At 66.1% G+C, this 21010-nt stretch carries 19 protein-coding genes and 1 other RNA gene; 4 read left to right on the top strand and 16 right to left on the bottom strand.

Going from position 1 to position 21010, the window contains the following annotated elements:
- Positions 1-14: 14 nt before the first annotated feature.
- The 16 genes from ACLF6L_RS03135 to rsmI form a co-directional block, all read right to left on the bottom strand.
- On the bottom strand, positions 15-776 hold the full coding sequence (locus tag ACLF6L_RS03135) for a cell division protein FtsQ/DivIB (RefSeq protein ID WP_412852351.1): 762 nt from the start codon (positions 774-776) through the stop codon (positions 15-17).
- Between the two features lie 22 nt (positions 777-798).
- A complete protein-coding gene (locus ACLF6L_RS03130; RefSeq protein ID WP_238617399.1) occupies positions 799-1734 on the bottom strand; it encodes a D-alanine--D-alanine ligase in 936 nt (311 codons plus the stop codon).
- A complete protein-coding gene (murB, locus tag ACLF6L_RS03125; RefSeq protein ID WP_238617398.1) occupies positions 1731-2645 on the bottom strand; it encodes a UDP-N-acetylmuramate dehydrogenase in 915 nt (304 codons plus the stop codon). The genes ACLF6L_RS03130 and murB overlap by 4 nt, the downstream gene beginning before the upstream one ends.
- Positions 2642-4072, bottom strand: a complete 1431-nt coding sequence (gene murC / locus ACLF6L_RS03120; RefSeq protein ID WP_008930977.1) for a UDP-N-acetylmuramate--L-alanine ligase — start codon at positions 4070-4072, stop codon at positions 2642-2644. Before murC ends, murB begins: the two co-directional genes overlap by 4 nt.
- The gene (gene murG / locus ACLF6L_RS03115) at positions 4069-5157 is read right to left on the bottom strand and encodes an undecaprenyldiphospho-muramoylpentapeptide beta-N-acetylglucosaminyltransferase (RefSeq protein WP_412852350.1); all 1089 of its coding nucleotides are present in this window, start codon (positions 5155-5157) and stop codon (positions 4069-4071) included. Before murG ends, murC begins: the two co-directional genes overlap by 4 nt.
- Entirely contained in the window at positions 5154-6356 is a 1203-nt protein-coding gene (gene ftsW / locus ACLF6L_RS03110; RefSeq protein WP_238617395.1) for a putative lipid II flippase FtsW, read from the bottom strand. Before ftsW ends, murG begins: the two co-directional genes overlap by 4 nt.
- Positions 6353-7684, bottom strand: a complete 1332-nt coding sequence (gene murD / locus ACLF6L_RS03105; RefSeq protein ID WP_238617394.1) for a UDP-N-acetylmuramoyl-L-alanine--D-glutamate ligase — start codon at positions 7682-7684, stop codon at positions 6353-6355. The genes ftsW and murD overlap by 4 nt, the downstream gene beginning before the upstream one ends.
- A gap of 14 nt (positions 7685-7698) precedes the next feature.
- The gene (gene mraY, locus ACLF6L_RS03100) at positions 7699-8781 is read right to left on the bottom strand and encodes a phospho-N-acetylmuramoyl-pentapeptide-transferase (protein WP_238617393.1); all 1083 of its coding nucleotides are present in this window, start codon (positions 8779-8781) and stop codon (positions 7699-7701) included.
- Positions 8762-10144: a UDP-N-acetylmuramoyl-tripeptide--D-alanyl-D-alanine ligase gene (locus ACLF6L_RS03095; RefSeq protein WP_412852349.1), complete on the bottom strand. Its 1383-nt coding sequence runs from the start codon at positions 10142-10144 to the stop codon at positions 8762-8764. Before ACLF6L_RS03095 ends, mraY begins: the two co-directional genes overlap by 20 nt.
- Positions 10141-11643 (bottom strand): UDP-N-acetylmuramoyl-L-alanyl-D-glutamate--2,6-diaminopimelate ligase, encoded by a 1503-nt coding sequence (locus ACLF6L_RS03090; RefSeq protein WP_238617391.1) that lies wholly within the window; start codon positions 11641-11643, stop codon positions 10141-10143. The genes ACLF6L_RS03095 and ACLF6L_RS03090 overlap by 4 nt, the downstream gene beginning before the upstream one ends.
- Positions 11640-13352, bottom strand: coding sequence for a peptidoglycan D,D-transpeptidase FtsI family protein (locus ACLF6L_RS03085; RefSeq protein ID WP_412852348.1), 1713 nt, complete (start codon positions 13350-13352; stop codon positions 11640-11642). The genes ACLF6L_RS03090 and ACLF6L_RS03085 overlap by 4 nt, the downstream gene beginning before the upstream one ends.
- A gap of 3 nt (positions 13353-13355) precedes the next feature.
- A complete protein-coding gene (gene ftsL / locus ACLF6L_RS03080; protein WP_238617389.1) occupies positions 13356-13625 on the bottom strand; it encodes a cell division protein FtsL in 270 nt (89 codons plus the stop codon).
- On the bottom strand, positions 13622-14554 hold the full coding sequence (rsmH, locus tag ACLF6L_RS03075) for a 16S rRNA (cytosine(1402)-N(4))-methyltransferase RsmH (RefSeq protein WP_412852741.1): 933 nt from the start codon (positions 14552-14554) through the stop codon (positions 13622-13624). The genes ftsL and rsmH overlap by 4 nt, the downstream gene beginning before the upstream one ends.
- A gap of 11 nt (positions 14555-14565) precedes the next feature.
- Positions 14566-15018 carry a division/cell wall cluster transcriptional repressor MraZ gene (mraZ, locus tag ACLF6L_RS03070; protein WP_008930967.1) on the bottom strand — a complete coding sequence of 151 codons (453 nt, stop codon included), beginning with the start codon at positions 15016-15018 and terminating at the stop codon, positions 14566-14568.
- A gap of 370 nt (positions 15019-15388) precedes the next feature.
- Positions 15389-15739: RNase P RNA component class A (gene rnpB, locus ACLF6L_RS03065), an RNA gene on the bottom strand.
- A 76-nt stretch (positions 15740-15815) separates the two neighbouring features.
- Positions 15816-16598, bottom strand: coding sequence for a 16S rRNA (cytidine(1402)-2'-O)-methyltransferase (gene rsmI, locus ACLF6L_RS03060; protein ID WP_238617485.1), 783 nt, complete (start codon positions 16596-16598; stop codon positions 15816-15818).
- A 155-nt stretch (positions 16599-16753) separates the two neighbouring features.
- On the opposite strand from rsmI, the gene ACLF6L_RS03055 reads away from it, so the two are divergent.
- Genes ACLF6L_RS03055 through ACLF6L_RS03040 form a run of 4 tightly spaced genes read left to right on the top strand, consistent with a single transcriptional unit; the run spans position 16754 to position 21009 of the window.
- Entirely contained in the window at positions 16754-18610 is a 1857-nt protein-coding gene (locus ACLF6L_RS03055; RefSeq protein ID WP_412852347.1) for a penicillin-binding protein activator, read from the top strand.
- The gene (locus ACLF6L_RS03050; protein WP_008930964.1) at positions 18607-18957 is read left to right on the top strand and encodes a YraN family protein; all 351 of its coding nucleotides are present in this window, start codon (positions 18607-18609) and stop codon (positions 18955-18957) included. The genes ACLF6L_RS03055 and ACLF6L_RS03050 overlap by 4 nt, the downstream gene beginning before the upstream one ends.
- Before the next feature lie 13 nt (positions 18958-18970).
- Positions 18971-19561: a phosphoheptose isomerase gene (locus ACLF6L_RS03045; protein ID WP_008930963.1), complete on the top strand. Its 591-nt coding sequence runs from the start codon at positions 18971-18973 to the stop codon at positions 19559-19561.
- A gap of 14 nt (positions 19562-19575) precedes the next feature.
- Positions 19576-21009 (top strand): FAD-binding oxidoreductase, encoded by a 1434-nt coding sequence (locus ACLF6L_RS03040; protein ID WP_412852346.1) that lies wholly within the window; start codon positions 19576-19578, stop codon positions 21007-21009.
- The last annotated feature ends 1 nt before the right edge of the window (position 21010 follow it).

The following is a 21010-nucleotide window of genomic DNA, read 5'->3' as shown; positions in this document are numbered from 1 at the left end:
CTGCCTAACCTGTCTCATTGTGCACCACCCTCCCGGGGCTTCCAGGCCACGGCGATGCCGTTGGTGTAACGCATGTCGATTCGCCTGATGGGCTCGTCCCGGTGTTCCTCCAGGCGCGGGTACATGCGCACCAGTCGATCCAGCCGATCGGCGTCCATGCCCCGCCCCATCAGCACCTGCCCTCCGTTCTCGAGCTGAATCACCCAGGAACGGCGTGCATCTTCCTTCAGCCCGGAGACTTCCAGGCCCACATCCGCCAACCTGGCCTGTACTGCCAGGAAGCGCTCCATGAGCTGCCGCTGACGTCCCTCGCGGCCTTCCAGGAACGGCAGGCCCTCGGGGGCTTCCGACGACGCCGGTCGGAACAGTTCCCCGTACTGGTTCACCAGGGCATCGCTACCCCAACGCGCCACCGGAACCTGTTCCTCGATCCGGATCACGATCCGGTCCGGCCATTCCCGGTGCACCCAGACTCCGCGCACCCAGGGCAACGCCTTGACCGCCGCCTCCACCTGACGCAGATCCAGGCTGAAGAACCCACCCTGCACGTGGGGTGTGATGGCCGCGGACAGGGCCTCCGGCCCCAGGTAACGCAACTCGCCTTCCACTTCCACGCTGCGGATGGGCAGGGTATCAGGCTCCATCAGATAAGCCACGGCACCCTGACCGGCAAAGGCGAGCATCATGAGCGCCGCCACCAGCAGCAGGGTTCGCAGGGCGCGGCGCAAGCGTGCCTCCCGCCACCAGGGCGGCCGCTGCACCCTTCGCCTTGCCATCGATCTGCCCATATACACCCCATTACCGCGCCCCCGGGGTCAGGGACGTGGCCAGAATCTTCATTACCAGGGCCTGGAAATCCAGCCCGGCGGCCCGGGCCGCCATGGGCACCAGACTGTGATCGGTCATGCCCGGCACCGTGTTGACCTCGATCACCCAGGCCTTGCCCCCGGCATCCATCATCAGATCCACCCGGCCCCAGCCCCGTCCGGACACACCCTCGAAGGCGGCCAGGGCCAGGGCCTGTACGGCGGCCTCTGCCTCGGGGTCCAGTCCGCAGGGACAGTGATAGCGGGTATCCTCGGCGGCGTACTTGGCCTCGTAGTCATAAAAGGACCGGGGAGTTTCCAGACGGATCAGGGGCAACGGCTCACCATCCAGGATGGCCGCGGTGAATTCCCTGCCCGTGATCCAGCGTTCGGCGAATACCGGCCCGCCACAAGCGGCGGCGACTTCAAAGGCGGCCGACAGATCCTCCACCCGGTTGACCCGGGACATACCGATGCTCGACCCCTCCAGGGCAGGCTTGACGATCAAGGGCAGACCCAGGGCTTCCACCACCGCCACCGGATCGAACCCGGATTCCAACACCCGGTAATCCGGCGTCGGCAGATCGGCCCCGCGCCAGAGGCGCTTGCTCATGAGCTTGTTCATGCCCACGGCCGAACCGGCCACGCCGGTACCCGTATAGGGCATGTCCAACAGTTCCAGGGCGCCCTGGATGACGCCATCCTCGCCGCCGCGCCCATGCAGGATGATGAATGCCCGGTCGTAGGCGCCGCGGGCCAGGACCTCCAGTACATCCCGCCCCACATCGATGCCGTGGGCATCCACGCCGGCCGACAGCAATGCCTGCAGCACCGCCCGCCCACTGCGCAGGGAAACCTCCCGCTCCGCGGACCTACCGCCCATGAGTACCGCCACCTTGCCGAAAGCGGTCTGATTTGACAGCGTCATGACACCACCTCCTCGACGGATTCACCCACGATGCGGACCTCAGGGACCAGTTCAACCCCGAAACGGGCGTGAATCTCGGTCTGCACCCGGTGCATCAGCGCCTCCATGTCCGCGGCACGGGCCGTACCGGTATTGATGATGAAATTGGCATGTCTTTCCGAGACCATGGCCCCGCCGATGCGCATCCCCTTGAGACCCGCCGCCTCGATCAGCCGGGCCGCATGATCCCCGGGCGGGTTGCGGAACACCGAACCGCAGGACGGCTGTCCGATGGGCTGGGTCCGGTTGCGCCGGGACAGCAGGTCCTTGACCCGCCGACGGGATTCTTCACCGTCGCCGGCCGCGAAGGCCAGCGTTGCCTCCACGAACCAGCCTTCCCGGCTGCCCTGCACATGGCGATAGCCCACCTCGTAATCCCCCCGGGTGTGAACCTGCAGACACCCGCGCCGATCAATCGTAGTGACCTGCTCCACGTGGGACCAGGTGTCGTCCCCCCAGGCCCCGGCATTCATGGCCAGGGCCCCGCCCAGGGCGCCGGGAATGCCGGCAAGAAACTCGCCGCCGGCAAGATCGTGCTCGGCACAGAAGCGGGACAACTTGGCGCAACTCACGCCGGCCCCGACCCGCACCCGGTATCCCGGCAGGGCATGCAGGGTATCCAACACTCCCGCGTAGGCAATCACCGTTCCACGGATACCACCGTCACGCACCAGGATGTTACTGCCCAGGCCAAGCCAGAACAGGGGTTCGTCCGCCCGCAGCCCGGACAGAAACAGCACCAGGTCATCCAGATCCGCCGGCCGATACCAGCGGTCCGCCGGCCCACCCACCCGCCAGGAGGTATGCCGGGCCATGGCTTCATTGATGCGCAGTTCCCCGCGCAGATGACCGGGACGACGGGCCGCGATCATGGCGCCCCCCCATCGCCGGCCAGTGCCGTCGGCAGGCTGGCCGCCAGTGCCCCCACATTCCCCGCGCCCTGGGTCAGCAGGACATCCCCCGCCCGCAACACGCCCCGCAGGGCGTCCACCAGACGCTCGGGCGCATCCACGAACACGGGATCCACCCGTCCCCGGGTACGAATCGCCCGCGCCAGGGTGCGACCATCGGCACCGGGAATCGGGTCCTCCCCCGCCGCATAGACATCCAGCAGCACCAGCACATCGGGTTCGGACAGTACCTCGGCAAAATCCTCGAACAGGTCCCGGGTACGGGTGTAGCGATGGGGTTGGAAGGCCAGTACCAGACGCCGCTCCGGCCAGGCGGACCGGGCGGCGGCGATGGTGGCCGCCACCTCGGTGGGATGATGGCCATAGTCATCCACCAGCATCACCTCACCCACCGGCGTGGGCAGACTGCCGTAGACCTGGAAACGCCGGCCGATACCCTGGAATGCTTGCAGCCCCCGCTGGATGGCACCGTCGTCCACCCCCAACTCGTGGGCCACGGCCACCGCCGCCAGGGCATTGAGCACATTGTGGCGTCCCGGCAGGTTCAGGGTCACCGGCAGGGCCCGATCGCGGCCCGGCAGGGACAGATCGAAGTGGGTGCGGGTGCCGTCGGGGCGCAGCTCACGGGCCTTGACGTCGGCCGGGTGATCGATGCCGTAAGTGAGCATGGGGCGACCGATGCGGGTGATCAGATCGCGGATTTCCGGATCATCCACACACAGCACCGCCAGGCCATAGAAGGGCAAATGGTGCAGGAACTCCAGGAACGTATCCCGCAACCGGGAAAAATCCCCTTCGTAGGTGGCCAGATGGTCCGCATCGATGTTGGTCACCACCGAGATCATCGGCTGCAGACACAGAAAGGAGGCGTCGCTCTCGTCCGCCTCCGCCACCAGATAGCTGCCCTGCCCCAGCCGGGAATGGCTGGCGGTGCTGTTGAGCCGGCCGCCGATGACGAAAGTAGGGTCCAGCCCGCCCTCCGCGAGCAGACTGGCCACCAGGCTGGTGGTGGTGGTTTTGCCGTGGGTCCCCGCCACGGCAATGCCGTAGCGAAAACGCATCAGTTCCGCCAGCATCTCGGCCCGGGGCACGACGGGAATGCGGCGTTCCCGCGCCGCCCGCAGTTCCGGGTTATCGGAGCGAATGGCACTGGACACCACAAGCACGTCGGCCTGCCGCACATGGGCGGCATCATGACCCAGGCGGACTTCCACGCCCAGTCCTTCCAGACGCCGGGTCACGGCATTTTCGGCAATGTCCGAACCACTGACCTGGTACCCCAGGTTGGCCAGCACCTCGGCGATGCCGCCCATGCCCGAGCCGCCGATACCCACAAAGTGAATCCGACGGATGCGACGCATGCCGATCAGGGCGTTGGGCGCATTCATGGGCGATCTCCTTCCCCGGCCAGGGCCAGACAGGCCTCGGCCACGCGACGGGTGGCATCGGGACGCGCCAGGGAACGGGCCTGGCGGGCCATTTCCAGTAATCGGGGGCGATCCAGGGACGCCAGCCACGTCGCCAGGGCCTCGGGGTCCAGTTCATCCTGAAGGACGAGCCGGGCCGCCCCGGCCTCGGACAGGTGGCGGGCGTTGGCACGCTGGTGGTCATCCACCGCATGGGGATAGGGCACCAGCAAGGCGGCCGCGCCGGCAGCCGCCAGTTCGGAGACCGTCAGCGCCCCCGCCCGGCAGATCACCAGGTCCGCCCAGTTGTAGGCTTCGGCCATGTCATCGATGAAGGCCGTCACCTCGGCCTCCACCCCGGCCCGGGCATACGCCCGGCGGGCCTCCTCCAGCGTGCGCTCCCCCGCCTGATGACGGATCAGGGGTCGGCGCGCCTCGGGCAGACGCGCCAGGGCTTCGGGCACGCGGGTATTCAGGGCCAGGGCGCCCAGGCTGCCGCCGACCACCAGCAGACGCAAGGGACCTTCCCGCCCGGCCATGCGCAGGTCAGGCTCCGGCAGTTCCCGGATGTTCTCGCGCACGGGATTGCCGACGGCCACCGCCTGGCGGCTCGCGGGGAACGTGCCCGGAAAGGCTTCCAGCACCAGGTCCGCACGACCGGCCAGCCAGCGGTTGGTCATGCCGGCAATGGCGTTCTGCTCGTGGATCACCAGGGGATGTCCCAGGGCGGCGGCCATGAGGCCCCCTGGGCCGGAGGCAAATCCCCCCAGGCCCAGCACGGCACGGGGCTTGAGCCGCAGCATCAGGCCCAGGGCCGCCCACAGAGCCACCCCCAGTCGCCAGGGAGCCAGCAACCAGGCGGCCACTCCCTTACCCCTTAGCCCGCTCACCGGCAGGGTATGGAACTCGATTCCCGCCGCCGGCACCAGCCGGGCCTCCAGGCCGGTGGCCGTGCCCAACCAGCACACGGTCTCGCCGCGGGCACGCAGGTGGTCGGCCACGGCCAGCCCGGGAAAGACATGCCCCCCGGTGCCACCGGCCATGATCAGGATGGGACGACGACTCATGCTCCACCTCCCGAGGCACGACGGCGGGGCCTGAAGCCCCCGCTCTCCACCGTTTCCCGGTGCACCCTGGCCAGCAGCCCCATGGCCGCGCAGGTCACCAGCATGGAGCTGCCGCCATAACTCATCAGGGGCAGGGTCAGCCCCTTGGTGGGCAGCATGCCCATGTTCACGCCCATGTTGATGAAGGCCTGCAGACCGATCCAGATGCCGATGCCGTAGGCCAGGTGTGCACCGAACAGGTGCCCTACCCGTTCGGCGGCCTGACCGATGGCAAAGCTGCGCCAGAGCAGAAAGCCGTAGAGGGCCACCAGCACCACAATGCCCACCAGACCCAGTTCCTCGGCCAGCACGGCGAACAGGAAATCGTTGTGGGCTTCCGGCAGGTAGAAGAGTTTCTGCACACTGCCGCCCAGCCCCACGCCGAACCAGGAACCACTGCCGATGGCAATCAGGGACTGGGTGAGCTGGAAACCGGTGTTGAAGGGATCGGTCCAGGGATCCATGAAGCCGGTGAGACGGGCCACCCGGTAAGGGGTCTGAATCGCCAACCAGGCCATCGCCGCGCCCACGACACCCAGCAGCATGAAGAACTGCCACAACCGCGCACCGCCCAGGAACAGCATCCCCAGGGCGATGGCCATCAGCACCACGGCGGCACCGAAGTCCGGCTGCATGAGCAGGGGCACCGTCGCCAGCATGATCAGGATCAATGGCTTGGCGAATCCCAACAGGGTCTCGCGGACCTGACGGGCATGTCGTACCAGGTACCCGGCCAGATAGATGGTCATGAGCAGTTTCACCACTTCGGAAACCTGCAGGTTGAACAACCCCACCGAAATCCAGCGAGTGGAGCCGTTCACCGTCTTGCCGATACCGGGCACCAGCACCAGCAGCAGCAGCACATAGACGGACAGGAGCAGCCAGGGACCCATGGCCTGCCACCAGGCCAGGCGCAGGTTGTACAGCATGATGGCCGCCGCCACGCCGAGGCTGACGAAAATCAGCTGCCGCTGCAGGAAATAGAAGGGATCACCCAGGCTGCGCTCGGCGATGCCGATGGAGGCGGAACCCACCATCACCAGTCCCAGTCCCAGCAGGGCCATCACCGTGACCGCCAGCCCCAGGTCCACCTTCTGATGCAGCTCCACCGCCAAGCGGCTATCCATGTCCCGGGTGGCCTGAAGATCAAGGCCCTTCATGATGTCAGCCTCCGTACCGCGGACTCGAAGACCTCGCCCCGATGTTCATAATTACGAAACATGTCCAGGCTGGCGCAGGCCGGCGAAAGCAGCACGCTGTCCTGGCGACAGGCCAGACGGGCGGCCTCGGCCACGGCCTGATCCATGTCATGGACCCGCACCACCGGTACCACGCCTTCCAGGGCCTGCTCGATGACCGGGGCATCCTGCCCCAACAGCACCACGGCCCGAGCCTTGTCGGCGGCCACGGCACGCAGGGGCGTGAAGTCCTGGCCCTTGCCCTGCCCGCCGGCAATGAGCACGACCTTGCCCGGCAACCCCGCCAACGCCGCCAGGGTGGAGCCCAGATTGGTGCCCTTGGAATCGTTGTACCAGTCGACGCCCTGCCGATGCGCCACCCACCGGCAGCGATGAGGCAGACCCGCGAAGCGGCGCAATACCGCCAGCATGTCGTCCCTGGGCAGGCCGGCGGCCTCGCCCAGGGCCAGGGCAGCCAAGGCATTGGCGGTGTTATGCCGCCCGGCCATGCGCAGCTCCGCCTCCGCCAGCAAGGGCTCGTCCCCCCGATACAACCAGGACCCGCCATCCTGGTCTTTCAGGCCATACTGACCCTCCGCGGGTACATCGAGACCGAAGCTCACCCGGCTCCGGCCGCCGGACATGGCCCGGACCCGAGGATCTTCCCGGTTGATCACCGCCACCCGGGCATGCCGGAAGATACGAGCCTTGGCGAGGGCATAGTCATCCAGTCCCTCGTAACGATCCAGGTGATCCGCGGACAGGTTGAGCACGGCGGCCGCCGCGCACCGGAGCCCGGAAGTGGTCTCCAGCTGGAAACTGGAAAGCTCCAGCACATAGAGATCGGGCGCCGAGCGGGATGCCAGCAGATCCAGTGCCGGGGTACCCAGATTGCCACCGACCGCCACTTGCAATCCCGCCGCCCTGGCCATCTCTCCCACCAGGGTCGTCACCGTACTCTTGCCGTTGGAACCGGTGATGGCCAGGACCGGGGCGTCGGCCTGCCCGGCGAAGAGTTCGATATCACCCAGCACCCGGGCACCGGCGGCCTGGGCGGCCCGGATCGCGGGTTCCCGAATGCTCACCCCTGGGCTCACGATCAGCCGCTCGAAACGGGCCAGCGTGTCCGCGTCAAACGGCCCGGAGAACAGACGGACTTCCGGCACCCGTTCCCGCAGCGCCGCCAGGCCCGGCGGAAATTCGCGGGTGTCGGCCACGCAGAAGCGCTCCCCGCGGGCGGCCAGATGCCGCGCCACGGAGAGTCCGGTGGTGCCCAGTCCCACGATCAATGTCGTCGCCTGCTCTGTCACGTCACTCGCCGTCCTCAACGGATCTTCAGGGTGGCCAGGCCGATCAACACCAGCACCACGGTAATGATCCAGAAACGCACGATCACCCTGGGTTCGGGCCAGCCCTTGAGCTCAAAATGATGATGCAGCGGCGCCATACGGAAGATGCGTCGCCCGGTCAGCTTGTAGGAAGCCACCTGCAGGATCACCGACAGGGTCTCGATCACGAATACCCCTCCCATGATCACCAGCACGATCTCCTGGCGCGTGGTCACCGCCAGCAAGCCCAGGGCCGCCCCCAGGGCCAGTGCCCCCACATCGCCCATGAACACCTGGGCCGGATAGGCGTTGAACCAGAGAAAACCCATGCCCGCGCCCACCAGGGCCGCGGCAAACACGGTCAGATCCCCCACCCCGGGCACATAGGGAATGCCCAGGTAGTCGGCGAAGATGGCATGCCCCGACACATAGGCGAACACCCCCAGCGCCCCCGCCACCAGCACACAGGGCATGATGGCCAGGCCATCCAGGCCGTCCGTGAGATTCACCGCATTGCTCGAACCCACGATCACCAGCCAGGTCAGGGGGATGAACCACAGCCCCAGGTCAATGGCCACATCCTTGAAGACGGGCACGATCAGGGTAGTCTCGATGGGGGTCTGGGCGGTATAGAACAGGAACACGGCGGTCAGGAAGGCCACCACGCTCTGCCAGAAGAACTTGCTGCGCGCAGACAGGCCCCGGCTGTTGCCATAACGCAGCTTCAAGTAATCGTCCACCCCGCCGATAAGTCCGAATAACAGGGTGACCAGCAGCACCACCCAGACGAAGCGGTTGCTCAGATCACTCCACAACAGGGTGCTGACGGCCACCGCCACCAGGATCAGGGCGCCACCCATGGTGGGAGTTCCCGCCTTGCTGAAATGGGTCTGTGGACCATCACTGCGAACCTGCTGGCCGATCTTGTAGCGGGTCAGATGCCGGATCATGGCAGGCCCCACCATAAAGGCGATCAGCAACGCGGTGAGCACGCCCAGAATGGCGCGCAGGGTCAGGTACTGGAATACATTGAAGGCCGTGTAGTACTGGCTCAGATACTCAAACAGAATGAGCAGCATGCCCATTATCTCCCGATTGTTCTTGTCGCTGCCCTTGTTCCGGCATCAATGCCGAGATCACCCGCTCCATGCGCTGCCCGCGGGAACCCTTGACCAGGACCACCACATCGGGTCCCAGGCACCCCGTCAGCACCGCCGTCAGACGGGACTGGTCGTCGAAATGTTCCGCCCCGGCGCCGAAACCCTGAACCGCATGCAGGCTCAGCGGCCCGACCGCCAGCAATTGTTCCACCCCCATGGACCGGGCCAGTGCACCCATTTCACGGTGCATGCCGGCTGCGTCCTCGCCCAATTCGCCCATGTCCCCAAGGACCAGGATGCGATGTCCGGGCTGTTCCGAAAGCACCTGGATCGCCGCCCGGGTGGAAGCGGGATTGGCATTGTAGCTGTCGTCGATGAGACGGCTGCCCGACGGCCCTGGTCGGGACACCAGCCGTCCCGGCACCGGCTGCATCGATGACAGCCCCCGGGTGATGGCCGTCGCGTCCGCCCCCATGGCCAGGGCGGCGGCCGCCGCCGCCAGGGCATTGAGACGGTTGTGACGGCCGGCCAGTGCCAGGGACACACGGATCCGCTCTTCCGGCAGGTGGATCAGCAGATCCTCGCCATCCATCTCGCCCCGGACCCCGGCCCGTGCCGACAGGCCGAACAGGATGACCCGGCGCCCGGGATTCATGGACAACCACAGGTCGGCATAGGGATCATCGGCATTGATCACCGCCACCCCCTCATCCCCCAGCCCCTGGAAAATCTCGCCCTTGGCATGGGCAACCCCCTCGATGCTGCCGAACCCTTCCAGATGGGCCGGCCCGGCATTGGTGATCAGGGCCACGTCGGGCCGGGCAATGCCCGTCAGCAGGGCAATCTCGCCGGCATGATTGGCCCCCATCTCGATCACGCCGAAACGATCCGATTCCGACAGGTTCAGCAGGGTCAGGGGGACGCCGATATCGTTGTTCAGGTTACCGCGGGTGGCCCAGGTCTGGCCGCAGTGACCGAGAATCGCCGCCAGCATCTCCTTCACCGTGGTCTTGCCGTTGCTGCCGGTCAGAGCCACGATCCGGGCCTGACAGCGGCGGCGCCAGCCGGTGGCCAGATCGGCCAGGGCACGCCGGGTATCGTCCACCAGCACCCGGGGTCTGTCGTCCCGCGGACCGGAGTCCCGGCTGACCAGCAGGCCGGCGGCCGGGAGTTGCGGGATGATGAAGTCATGGGCGTCGAACCGCGGCCCCTTCAAAGCGACGAAGAGTTGCCCGGCCGTCACGCCGCGGCTGTCCGTGGATACACCGCGCACGATCGCATCGGCGCCATGCAGACGACCGCCGGTCAGCGCCGCCACCTGCGTCATGGAAAACTGCATCATGCCTCACCCTCCACCAGCCGGCGGGCCAGGGTCCGGTCACTGAAGGGACGCTGTTCATCGCCGAAAATCTGCCAGGTCTCGTGGCCCTTGCCTGCCACCAGCACCACATCCTCCCGGCCCGCCTGACAGAAGGCATGACGGATGGCGGCTTCCCGGTCGGCTTCCACATGCACCCGCGAAAGGTCGCTGAAGCCGACGCAGATGGCCTCGATGATGGCCAGCGGATCCTCATGGCGGGGATTGTCGCTGGTCACCACCACCTGGTCCGCGTAACGCTGAGCCATGGCCGCCATCAGCGGACGCTTGCCCGGATCGCGATCACCGCCGCAACCGAACACGCACCAGAGCCGCCCGCCGCAATGGGCACGCAGAGCCTGCAGCACCTGGGCCAGGGCCTCATGGGTGTGGGCATAATCCACCACCATCAGCGGCCCCCGGGTGCCGCGAAAACGCTCCATGCGACCCGGAACCGCCGGACTGTGATGCAGCCGCTCCAGGGCATCGGTGAGGCTGACGTCAAGACTCAGCAGCCCCGCCAGCACCGCCAGCAGATTCTGCAGGTTGAAACATCCCAGCCAGGGGCTTTCCAGCTCGCCTTCGCCCCACGGGGTCGTGACATGGGCACGGATGCCATCGGCATGAAATTCCGGCTGGGTCGCCAACACCTGCTCGGGGCCGTCGGCCATCGCCCGCAGGCCATAGCCCAGCACCGGGGCCTGCACCCGCTCGACCAGCAAGCGGCCGAAGGGATCATCCAGATTCACTACCGCCGTTTTCAGGCCGGGCCAGGCAAACAGCCGCGCCTTGGCCTCGCCGTAGGCCTCTACCGTGCCGTGATAGTCCAGGTGATCACGGCCCAGGTTGGTCAGGATGGCCACATCGAAATCCACCCCGCCCACCCGGGACTGGTCCAGGGCATGGGATGACACTTCCATCACCACCTGATGCAGGTTGCGACGCCCCATGTCGGCCAGGAAGGCTTGCAGGGATACGGGATCCGGCGTGGTCAGGCCCGGCCGCCCCAACTCGCCGTAGCGTCCGCTGCCCAGGGTGCCGATCACGCCGCAGGGACGGCTGTCACTGTCCAGGGCACTGGCCAGACACTGGGATACCGAGGTCTTGCCGTCGGTGCCGGTCACCCCCACCACCTGCATGGCACGGGAAGGATGCCCATGGAAGCGGGCCGCCAGTTCACCCATGCGCTCGCGCAACCGGGGGACGGCGATACAGGATACCGGCACCTCCCGGGCAAGATCTTCCACCGCTGCCGCGGGCTCCCAGAGTACCGCCACGACACCCCGCCGGACCGCCTCCCGCACATGACTCAGGCCGTGGTGATGATGTCCCGCCACGGCCAGAAACACCTCGCCGGGCATTGCCCGGCGACTGTCAAGACACAGGCCCTGTACGGGGCGGTCAAGGACAGACGGGACCGGCACCATCCCGGCCAGCAGATATGAAAGCAGAGATCGGTGTTCGTTGCTTGGGTGGCGCATCATGCCGGCGCCTCCGCGGAGGAACGGGCGGCGGACCTCAGGCCGGGGAGATTGTCGGGAGGAATGTCCATGAGGCGGAGCGCGCCGCGCATGACCGCGCCAAATACGGGTGCCGCCACCTGGCCGCCGTAGTATTGATCACCGCGAGGCTCATCAATGATCACCACCATCACCAGGCGAGGATCGCTGGCCGGCGCCATGCCGGCAAACAGGGACAGATAGAGCCCCTTGGCATAACCGCCATCCACCAGCTTGCGCGCGGTACCGGTCTTGCCGGCCACCCGGTAGCCCTCCACCGAGGCGCGAATGCCGGTACCCTCGCGGGAAACCGCCACCTCCAGCATGTGCATGAGGCTCTGTGCGGAATGGGGGCTCATGACGCGATAGGCTTCGCGGGGGGCATCGGACACCACCAGGCGAGGGGTGAACATCACGCCCTCATTGGCGATGGCACCGTAGGCCTGGGCCAACTGCAGGGGCGTGACGGACAGACCATAACCAAACCCCATGGTGGCACGTTCCACGTCACGCCAATGGAAGAAATCCCGCAAATTACCCCCGGCCTCTCCCGGGAACCCGCTACCGGTACTGCGACCGAAACCGGCCCGGTAGAAGGTCTCCCACAGCTGCTGGGGCTCGACGGCCAGGGCCAGCTTGCTCGCCCCCACGTTGGAGGATTTGCTGATCATGGTGGTCAGGTCGATCAGGCCGTAGTCGCGGATGTCGGTGACGGTATGACGGCCCACCCGCATGCGGCCGGGACTGGTCTGAAGCAGGGATTCCTTCTGGAACTGACCACTCTCCAAGGCCGCCGCCACGGTAAAGGGCTTGATGGTGGAACCGGGCTCGATCAGATCCGTGACGGACCGGTTACGGGCACTGTCTCCCCGCAGGGTGCCCCGGTTGTTCGGGTTGTAGGAGGGCTGATTGACCATGGCCAGGACATCGCCATTGCGGGCGTCAAGGATCACCGCCGATCCCGCCCTCGCCCCATGGGCCTGCACCGCGGCCTTGAGCTCACGATAGGCCAGGTACTGCAGACGCTGATCGATGGTCAGGGTCAGATCCTGCCCGGGACGGGCGGGACGGATGTTCTCGACGTCCCGGATGACACGCCCCAGACGATCGCGAACCACCCGCTTGGCGCCCGGTTCACCGGTCAGCCAGGTGTTATAGGCCAGCTCCAGTCCTTCCTGACCGCGATCATCGATATTGGTGAAGCCCAGGACATGAGCAGAGACCTCACCCATGGGATAGTAGCGGCGGTATTCCCGCTGCAGGGCGACACCGGGGACCCGCAAGGCCATGACCTGCCGCCCCACGTCCGGGGTGACATGGCGGCGCAGATAGACGAATTCCCGCTCCGCCCGCTCGGCCAGCCGCTGATGCAGATCCCGCGGATTCATCTCCAGCACACGGGCCAGGCCCGCCAGCTGCTCGGGGTGAAGCAGGGTCTCCCGGGGATTGGCCCAGACGCTGTCCACGGGGGTACTCACCGCCATGGGCTCGCCGTTACGGTCCAGGATCATGCCCCGGTGAGCAGGCAGGGATACCACCCGCAGATGACGCGCGTCACCCTGGCCCTGGAGAAAATCCTGCTGCAGGACCTGCAGATCCACGGCACGTGCCAGCACGGCGACAAAGGCCAGGGCAAACGCCCCCAGCACCACACCGCGCCGCCAGCTAGAAACCGTTGTCTTGGGCTCCGACATCAATCACTCCAGCAGAATAACGGTGGAACGGGCATCGGGCAGGCGCATGTTGAGACGGCTGCCCGCCTCCTCTTCGATGCGTCCATGGGTCGCCCAGGTACTCTGTTCCAGCTGCAACTGCCCCCACTCAATATTCAATTCGTCACGCAATCTCAGTTCAGCCTGTAGATCAATGAACAACACCCGGCTTTGATGCTTGCTATGCACCACGGCCAGGGCGCTGGCGACCACCGCCAGAAACAGCAGGGCCAGTAATGCCAGACGCCGATTCACGACAGGCGCTCGGCCACCCGCAACACCGCACTGCGTGCCCGCGGGTTCGCTTCCACCTCATCTTCCCGAGCCCGTTGTGCCTTACCGATCTTCAGCAGGGTTCTTCCCGGTGGCGGCGCCGTGACAGGCAGACCCCGTGGTACCGGCTCCCCCTCGGATTGACGGCGAATGAAGCGCTTCACGCTTCGATCCTCCAGGGAATGGAAGCTGATCACCGCCAACCGTCCTCCCGGCGCCAGTGCCGCCGGTATCTGCGCCAGGCATTCATCCAGCGCCTCCAGTTCACGATTCACATACAGACGAATCGCCTGAAAGCTGCGCGTGGCCGGATGCTTGTGCCGTTCGTGGCGGGGGATGGCCTCGGCGATCAGCGCCGCCAACCGACCGGTCCGCTCGATGGGCATGACGGCCCGCTGTTCAACCAGATGGCGGGCAATGCGCCGGGCAAAGCGCTCCTCGCCAAGGGTCTTGAGAACCCCGGCGATCTCTGCCTCATCGGCCCTTGCCAGCCACTGGGCGGCAGACTCTCCCCGCATCGGGTCCATGCGCATATCCAGGGGACCATCCCGCATGAAGCTGAAACCCCGCTCCGGAGTATCCAGTTGAGGGGAAGACACCCCCAGGTCCAGCAATACGCCATCTACTCGCCCCACCAGACCGCGCGCCTCAAGCACTGGAAGCAACCGGGTGAAGGAGGTGCGCACGAATTCAAAGCGACCATCCCCCGTAAATCGGGCAAGGGCCTCGGCTTCGGCTTCCGGGTCCTGGTCCAGGGCGATCAGGCAACCGGTTGGACCCAGCCGGTCGAGGATGGCGCCGGTATGACCTCCCCTGCCGAAGGTCCCGTCCACGTAGACTCCATCCGGACGGATGCACAAGGCCGTCAGGGTTTCAGCCAGCAGTACCGGACGATGGCCGGTCTTTTCCACCAGGTCATGACTCACAGCGTCAGAGACTCCAGGATCGAACTCAGATCGCCCTCCCGAGCCTCTTGCCGGAACCACGCCTCGCGACTGCTGTTCCACGCATCCTCGTCCCACAATTCAAACTTGTTGCCCTGCCCCACCAGTACCGCCCGTTTAGTCAGATTCGCAAATTCACGCAGGGGACCCGGCAACAGTATCCGGCCGTTGCCATCCATCTCGCAGTCAGAGGCATGCCCCACCAGCAGACGCTGAAGGTTTCGCACCTGCCGATTCATGTTGGGCCGGGACATCACTTGCTGTTCGAGGATCTCCCAGTCAGGCAGGGGATAGATCAGCAGACATTGGTCCAGATGGACCGTAACGACCAGCTGACCCCGACAATGCTCCAGCAGCAGATCCCGGTACCGGGACGGCATCGCGATGCGTCCCTTGGTGTCCAGATTCAGATTGGTAATCCCTCGGAACACGACCGCTCCGGGCACCTCTGCCGATCACAACGCCTGCCCCGCAGGAATCCATCCGACCATTCATCTCGGAAAAGCCCCGAAACGTCGGAAAACTCCACCTGCCCCCACATAAATCCACTTTTCTACACTATATGGATCGGCTCAGCGGGGTGTCAAGAAAAACGCCCTTACCAGGTTCAAGATTTATGCTTGTGTCACAAATACTTACAAAACCTGCTGCAAGGAACACGGTCACACGGCCCCATCCATATCAGGGTTTCCAGATTAATCATAGGGTTGCAAAATAAAGGCGATAATTCACTCAAACAGAGATGAGTGAAACCCGGGATTGACAGCCCCGGCTCAAGCCGAACCGGGGTCATGAAGAGGGAAGCGGAGCCGGCCGATAAGCCGGGTTCTGTCGGGGACAGTCATTCATCTGGGACGCATGTCACCATGCGCCTCGAGCAGCCTACCCGGGTGCAGTGCGGGCCGCACCAATGCACCCCTATTTGGCCTTGCTCCGGACGGGGTTTACCCTGCCGCGGCGTGTTGCCACCCGCGCGGTGCGCTCTTACCGCACCATTTCACCCTTACCTGTGCCCGAAGGCCATCGGCGGTATCATTTCTGTGGCACTTTCCGTCGGCTTGCGCCGCCCAGGCGTTACCTGGCGCCCTGCCCTGTGGAGCCCGGACTTTCCTCCACGGCTGTCAAAACCGCAGCGACTGTCTGGCCGGCTCCGTCGTCATTGTATGTAAGTTCAGGAACCGAGCACAAGACGGGCGAAACCACTCAGCAGACTTTGAAGACGTCATTCTCAACGCAGTTCAAGCCCCCGCTGATAGAGGGTATTTCTGGAGATGCCGGTGATCTCCGACGCCAGACGAGCCGCCGCCTTCAACGGCAACTCTCCCAACAGCAAGCGCAACACGCGCTCCGCCTCCGTTGTCAGTTCACCCGTCTCCTGCCGTGAGGCCCCGGACACCAGCACCACGAACTCGCCGCGCCCGTGATTGGGATCTTCCGCCTGCCATTGCACCAGCCCCGACAGGGTATCCCCCTGCAACTGCTCAAAGGTCTTGGTCAGCTCCCGCGCCACCACTGCCCGGCGATCCCCCCCGAGCACTTCGGCCATGTCCGTGAGGGCATCACCGATACGGTGACTGGACTCGTAGAAGATCAGCGTGCTGGGGATGTCCCGCAGAGCTTGTAGACGCTTGCGCCGTGCCAGCTCCCTGGCGGGCAAAAAACCCTCGAAGAGAAAACGGTCCGACGGCAGGCCGCTGGCGGAGAGAGCGGCGATCAGGGCACACGGCCCCGGGACGGGAGAGACACGAATCCCGGATTCGCGGGCCGCGACCACCAGACGAAAGCCAGGATCACTGATCAGGGGGGTACCGGCATCACTGACCAGGGCAATGGACTCACCCCGGGCAAGACGGGACACCAGCGCCGGGACCTGCTGCTCCTCGTTGTGTTCATGCAGACTGACACGCGGCGTGGCCAGTCCGAAATGGGTCAGCAACCGACCCGTGTGGCGGGTATCCTCCGCCGCGATCAGATCCACCTCCCCCAGTATCTGCAGCGCACGACGGGACATGTCGGAGAGATTGCCGATCGGTGTTGCCACCACATATAAAACACCCGCCTCAATTGACACACTGCACCCCGGCCAAGATACTGGAAACCCCACAAAACGGTTCGCCAGTCTAACCCGCCCCGCCGGGCGGGAGAACCCATGACCCCGTGTGCGCCATGCGACATATCGTCCTGCCCCTGCTGATTGCATTGCTCCTGTCGGCCTGCGCCGGCATGCCCCGCCCCGCGGACCCGCCCACGGATATCCTGACCCGCGCCGCCCTGCTGGAACAGGAGGGGGCACACCGGGCGGCAGCCTCTGAATACCTGGCGGCCGCGGAGCGACTGCGGGGGAGCGACAAGGCGCGCGCCCAGCTCAATGCGGTCAACCTGCTGCTGCGCCCCCCGGTTGAGCCGGAGGCCCTTGAGGAGGCCTCGCGGATCCTGAGCCAGGTGGAGGACCGGCATCTGGATACGGTCGGCAAGGCTCGCCGCGCCGAGCTCAATGCCCGCATCACCTGGATGGAAGGGGATCCGCAGACCGCCCTGGGCCACCTGCCCCCTTCCCTGGACACCCTCCCCATCGGCCTGGCGGCGCGCATCCTGGAGACACGGGCCGGCATCCTCGCCGACCAGGGCCGCTGGCATGAAGCCCTGGAAACCCGCATCCGTCAGGGCACCCTGTATCAGACTCCCGAAGAGCGTCTGGCTAGCCAGGAAGCCCTGTGGGCCATGCTGCAACAGATCCCGGCCCGCCAATTACCGGACCTGACGGCGCGTAGTGGCCGCTCCGAGGCCCGCGGCTGGCTGAGCCTGGCGGAACTGGCCCACGACACCCCGCCGCGACTGGCGGCCCTGGAAACACGACTGGACGCATGGCAAAGGCAGTTTGACGGTCATCCGGCTACTCCCCGCTTCCTCGACCGCCTGCGGCAACAATGGGCAACCTACGGACACTTCCCGGAACACGTGGCGGTGCTGCTGCCGCTGACCGGGCGCTTTTCCACCGCGGCTCAGGCCATTCTTGAAGGCATCCTCGCCGCCTACTACGACAGCCCCGCCGACAACCGGCCGGAACTGCGCATCCACGATACCGGCGAGCAAGCGGAATCCGCCTGGACCCACTATCAGCAGGCCATCGCCGATGGTGCCCGCGGCGTCATCGGCCCTCTGGACCGTCAGGCCGTGACCCTGTTTGCCCAGCGCGAATCCCTGCCCATACCGGTCCTGGCGCTGAACCATGCCGAACCCCAGTCCACCTACCCCTCCGGCCTCTATCAGTTCGGCCTCAACCCCGAAGCCGAGGCCATCCAGGCGGCTGAGCGGGCCATCCTGGAAGGACGTCAGCGCGCCGTCATCCTGATGCCCCGCACCGAGCTGGGTGAACGCCTGCAACGCGCCTTCCGTGACCGCTTCGAGGCCCTGGGCGGCCAGGTGATCAGCACCCAGTTCTTTGCGCCGGAGGCATCGGACTACGGCGCCTCCATCATCGCCGCGCTCGATATCCGTGATCGCAGCGGTCGTACCGGGCGGGACGCAGCGCCCGTGCCGCGGGAGGACGTGGACTTGATCTTCCTGTCGGGCAGTCCCCGCCAGGCCAGACTGCTCTGGCCCCAGCTACGCTTCCATCGCGCCGGACAGATTCCGGTACTGGCCACCTCCCACGTGTATTCCGGGCGGCCCGATCCCCGTCAAGATCAGGATCTGGACGGTCTGGTCTTTGCCGACATCCCCTGGCTGCTGGAAGGCGCCAACCCCCGCCCGGAACTGCGCTCGCGCCTGGACGCCCAGCTCTCGGGCAACACACTCCAACTCCCCCGCCTGACAGCCCTGGGTTTTGACGCCCTTCAGATCTTCCCACTGCTGGAACGGCTCTCGGAGCGCCCCAACGAACGTTACCAGGGAGTGACCGGTGGATTACGCATGGATGCCCACGGACACATCACCCGGGACCTGAACTGGGCACGCTTCATCGGCGGCCGCCCGCGGCTCGTCGGACAGCCCGAGCTACCCGTGGCGGATCAGACCCAATGAGCCGCAAAGCCCAGGGTGACGCGGCGGAAGCCCGGGCTCGCAGCTTCCTGGAACGTCAGGGGCTACGGTTTGTCACTGCGCAGTTCCGCTGCAAGGTGGGGGAAATCGACCTGGTCATGGACGATCAGGGTACCCTGGTCTTCGTCGAGGTGCGTCAGCGCCGCTCCGCCCGCTTCGGCGGCGCCGCCGCCAGCATCAACGGCCGCAAACAGCGCCGTATCCTGGCGGCGGCGGCCTTTTATCTTCAGATTCATGGCTGCAATCGCCCGGCCCGGCTGGACGTGGTGGCCATCGAATCCGACAACCGTCTGAACTGGATACCCAACGCCTTTGAGGCCAGCCCCTGAGTCGCCCGCCCGCATGAGCCTGCAAGACATCATCCGTCGCACCTTCGCCGAAACCGTTGAAACCCAGCAAAGTGCCGCCCTGATCCTCTCGGACACCATCGAGCAGGCGGCCGCGTGCATCCTGGAAACCTTCCTCGGCGGACACAAGCTCCTGATCTGCGGCAACGGCGGTTCCGCGGCCGACGCCCAGCATTTCGCCTCCGAACTGGTGAACCGGTTCGAACACGAGCGTCCCGGCCTGCCCGCCGTGGCCCTCACCACGGACACCTCCACCCTCACCTCCATCGCCAATGACTACGCCTATGATCAGGTCTTTGCCCGGCAGGTCCGGGTCCTGGGACAAAGTGGAGACGTGCTGGTGGCCATCTCCACTTCCGGCAACTCCGCCAATGTCCTGGAAGCCATCAAGGCGGCGCGGGAACGGGATCTGCGGGTAGTGGCCTTCACCGGTCGTGACGGCGGCGCCCTGGCCGGCCTGCTGTCGGACCGGGATATCGAAATTCGCGCCCCGGCGGACCGCACCGCTCGCATTCAGGAGGTTCACCTGGTGGTGATCCACGTTCTGTGCGATCTGATTGACCGGCAACTGCTGGGCATCCGCTAGGGAGCCCTCCGGCCATGGCACTGTCCGACGCATCGCCACCCACGCAACCGCCGCTGCCCGAGGCCCTGCTCCGATCCCTGGAAGCGGCGGTGGGCACGGACAACCTGCTGACCCGGGCCGCCGACCGCTGGCCCTACGGTGGCGACAACTCCCGTCTGCATGCCCCCCCTCAAGCCGTGGTCTTCGCCACCCACACCGAGCAGGTACAGGCCGTGGTACGCGGCTGCCGGGAACACCGGGTGCCCGTGATCGCCCGCGGACGCGGCACCGGCACCACCGGCGCCACGGTCCCGGACCGGGGTGGCGTGGTACTGAGCCTGGAGCGCATGGACCGTATCCTGGAACTGGACCCGGACAATCGGCTGGCGGTGGTCCAGCCCGGCGTCACCAATCAGGCCCTGCAGGATGCGGCCGGCCGTCATGGCTTCTTTTGGCCCCCCGATCCCACCAGCGCCGCCTATTGCACCATCGGCGGCAACCTCGCCTACAACTCCGCCGGCCCACGGGCGGTCAAGTACGGCACGCCCCGGGACAACACCCTGGGGCTGACCGCCGTCACCGGCCGCGGGCAACTGCTGCGTACCGGCGTCCACACCACCAAGGGCGTGGTCGGCTATGATCTCACCCGACTGCTGATCGGCTCCGAGGGGACCCTGGGCATCATCACCGAGGCCATCCTCAAACTCACCCCGCTGCCGGAGGACAAGCGCACCCTGCAGGCGGTCTATGAATCCATGGATGCCGCCGCCCAAGCCGTCTCCCGCATCATGGCCCAGCCAGTGGTGCCCTGCGCCCTGGAATTCATGGACGGTCGCGCCATCGAGATGATCCGCCACTATTCCGAGGCGACGCTACCCGCGGGCGCCGGCGGCTTGCTGATGATCGAGGTGGACGGACTGGCGGCGGGGCTGGATGCCGCGGCGGAAAGGGTGGCGGCGGCGGCCCGGGGGACAGGCTGCCTGTCGGTGGAACTGGCCCGCACCGGAGACGAGGTCAAGGCCCTTTGGGCCACCCGCAAGGCCCTGTCACCGGCTCTGCGCACCATTGCGCCCAAGAAGATCAACGAAGACGTGGTGGTGCCGGTGTCGAAGATTCCCGCCCTCATCAATGGACTGGAGCGCCTGGGAACCGACCACGGCATCACCATCGTCAGTTTCGGTCACGCCGGCAACGGCAACATTCATGTCAATCTACTGGTAGACCCGGACGATGCGGCACAGATGAAGGCGGCGGATGCCTGTCTGGACGGGGTATTCGATCTGGTGCTGGGCCTGCGGGGCAGCATCTCCGGGGAACACGGCATCGGACTGGTGAAACGCCCCTTCGTGGCCCGGGAACTGGGGGAAGAAGCGCTTTCACTGATGCATACGGTCAGGCAAAGCTTTGACCCGGACGGCATCCTCAATCCGGGCAAGGGCCTTCCCCCTGCCACGGACACAACCGCCTGAG

It is taken from the genome of Ectothiorhodospira shaposhnikovii (assembly GCF_047222355.1).
GTDB lineage: Bacteria > Pseudomonadota > Gammaproteobacteria > Ectothiorhodospirales > Ectothiorhodospiraceae > Ectothiorhodospira.
The sequence above is the reverse complement of the archived record's forward strand: the minus strand, read 5'-3'. Positions and strand labels throughout refer to the sequence as shown.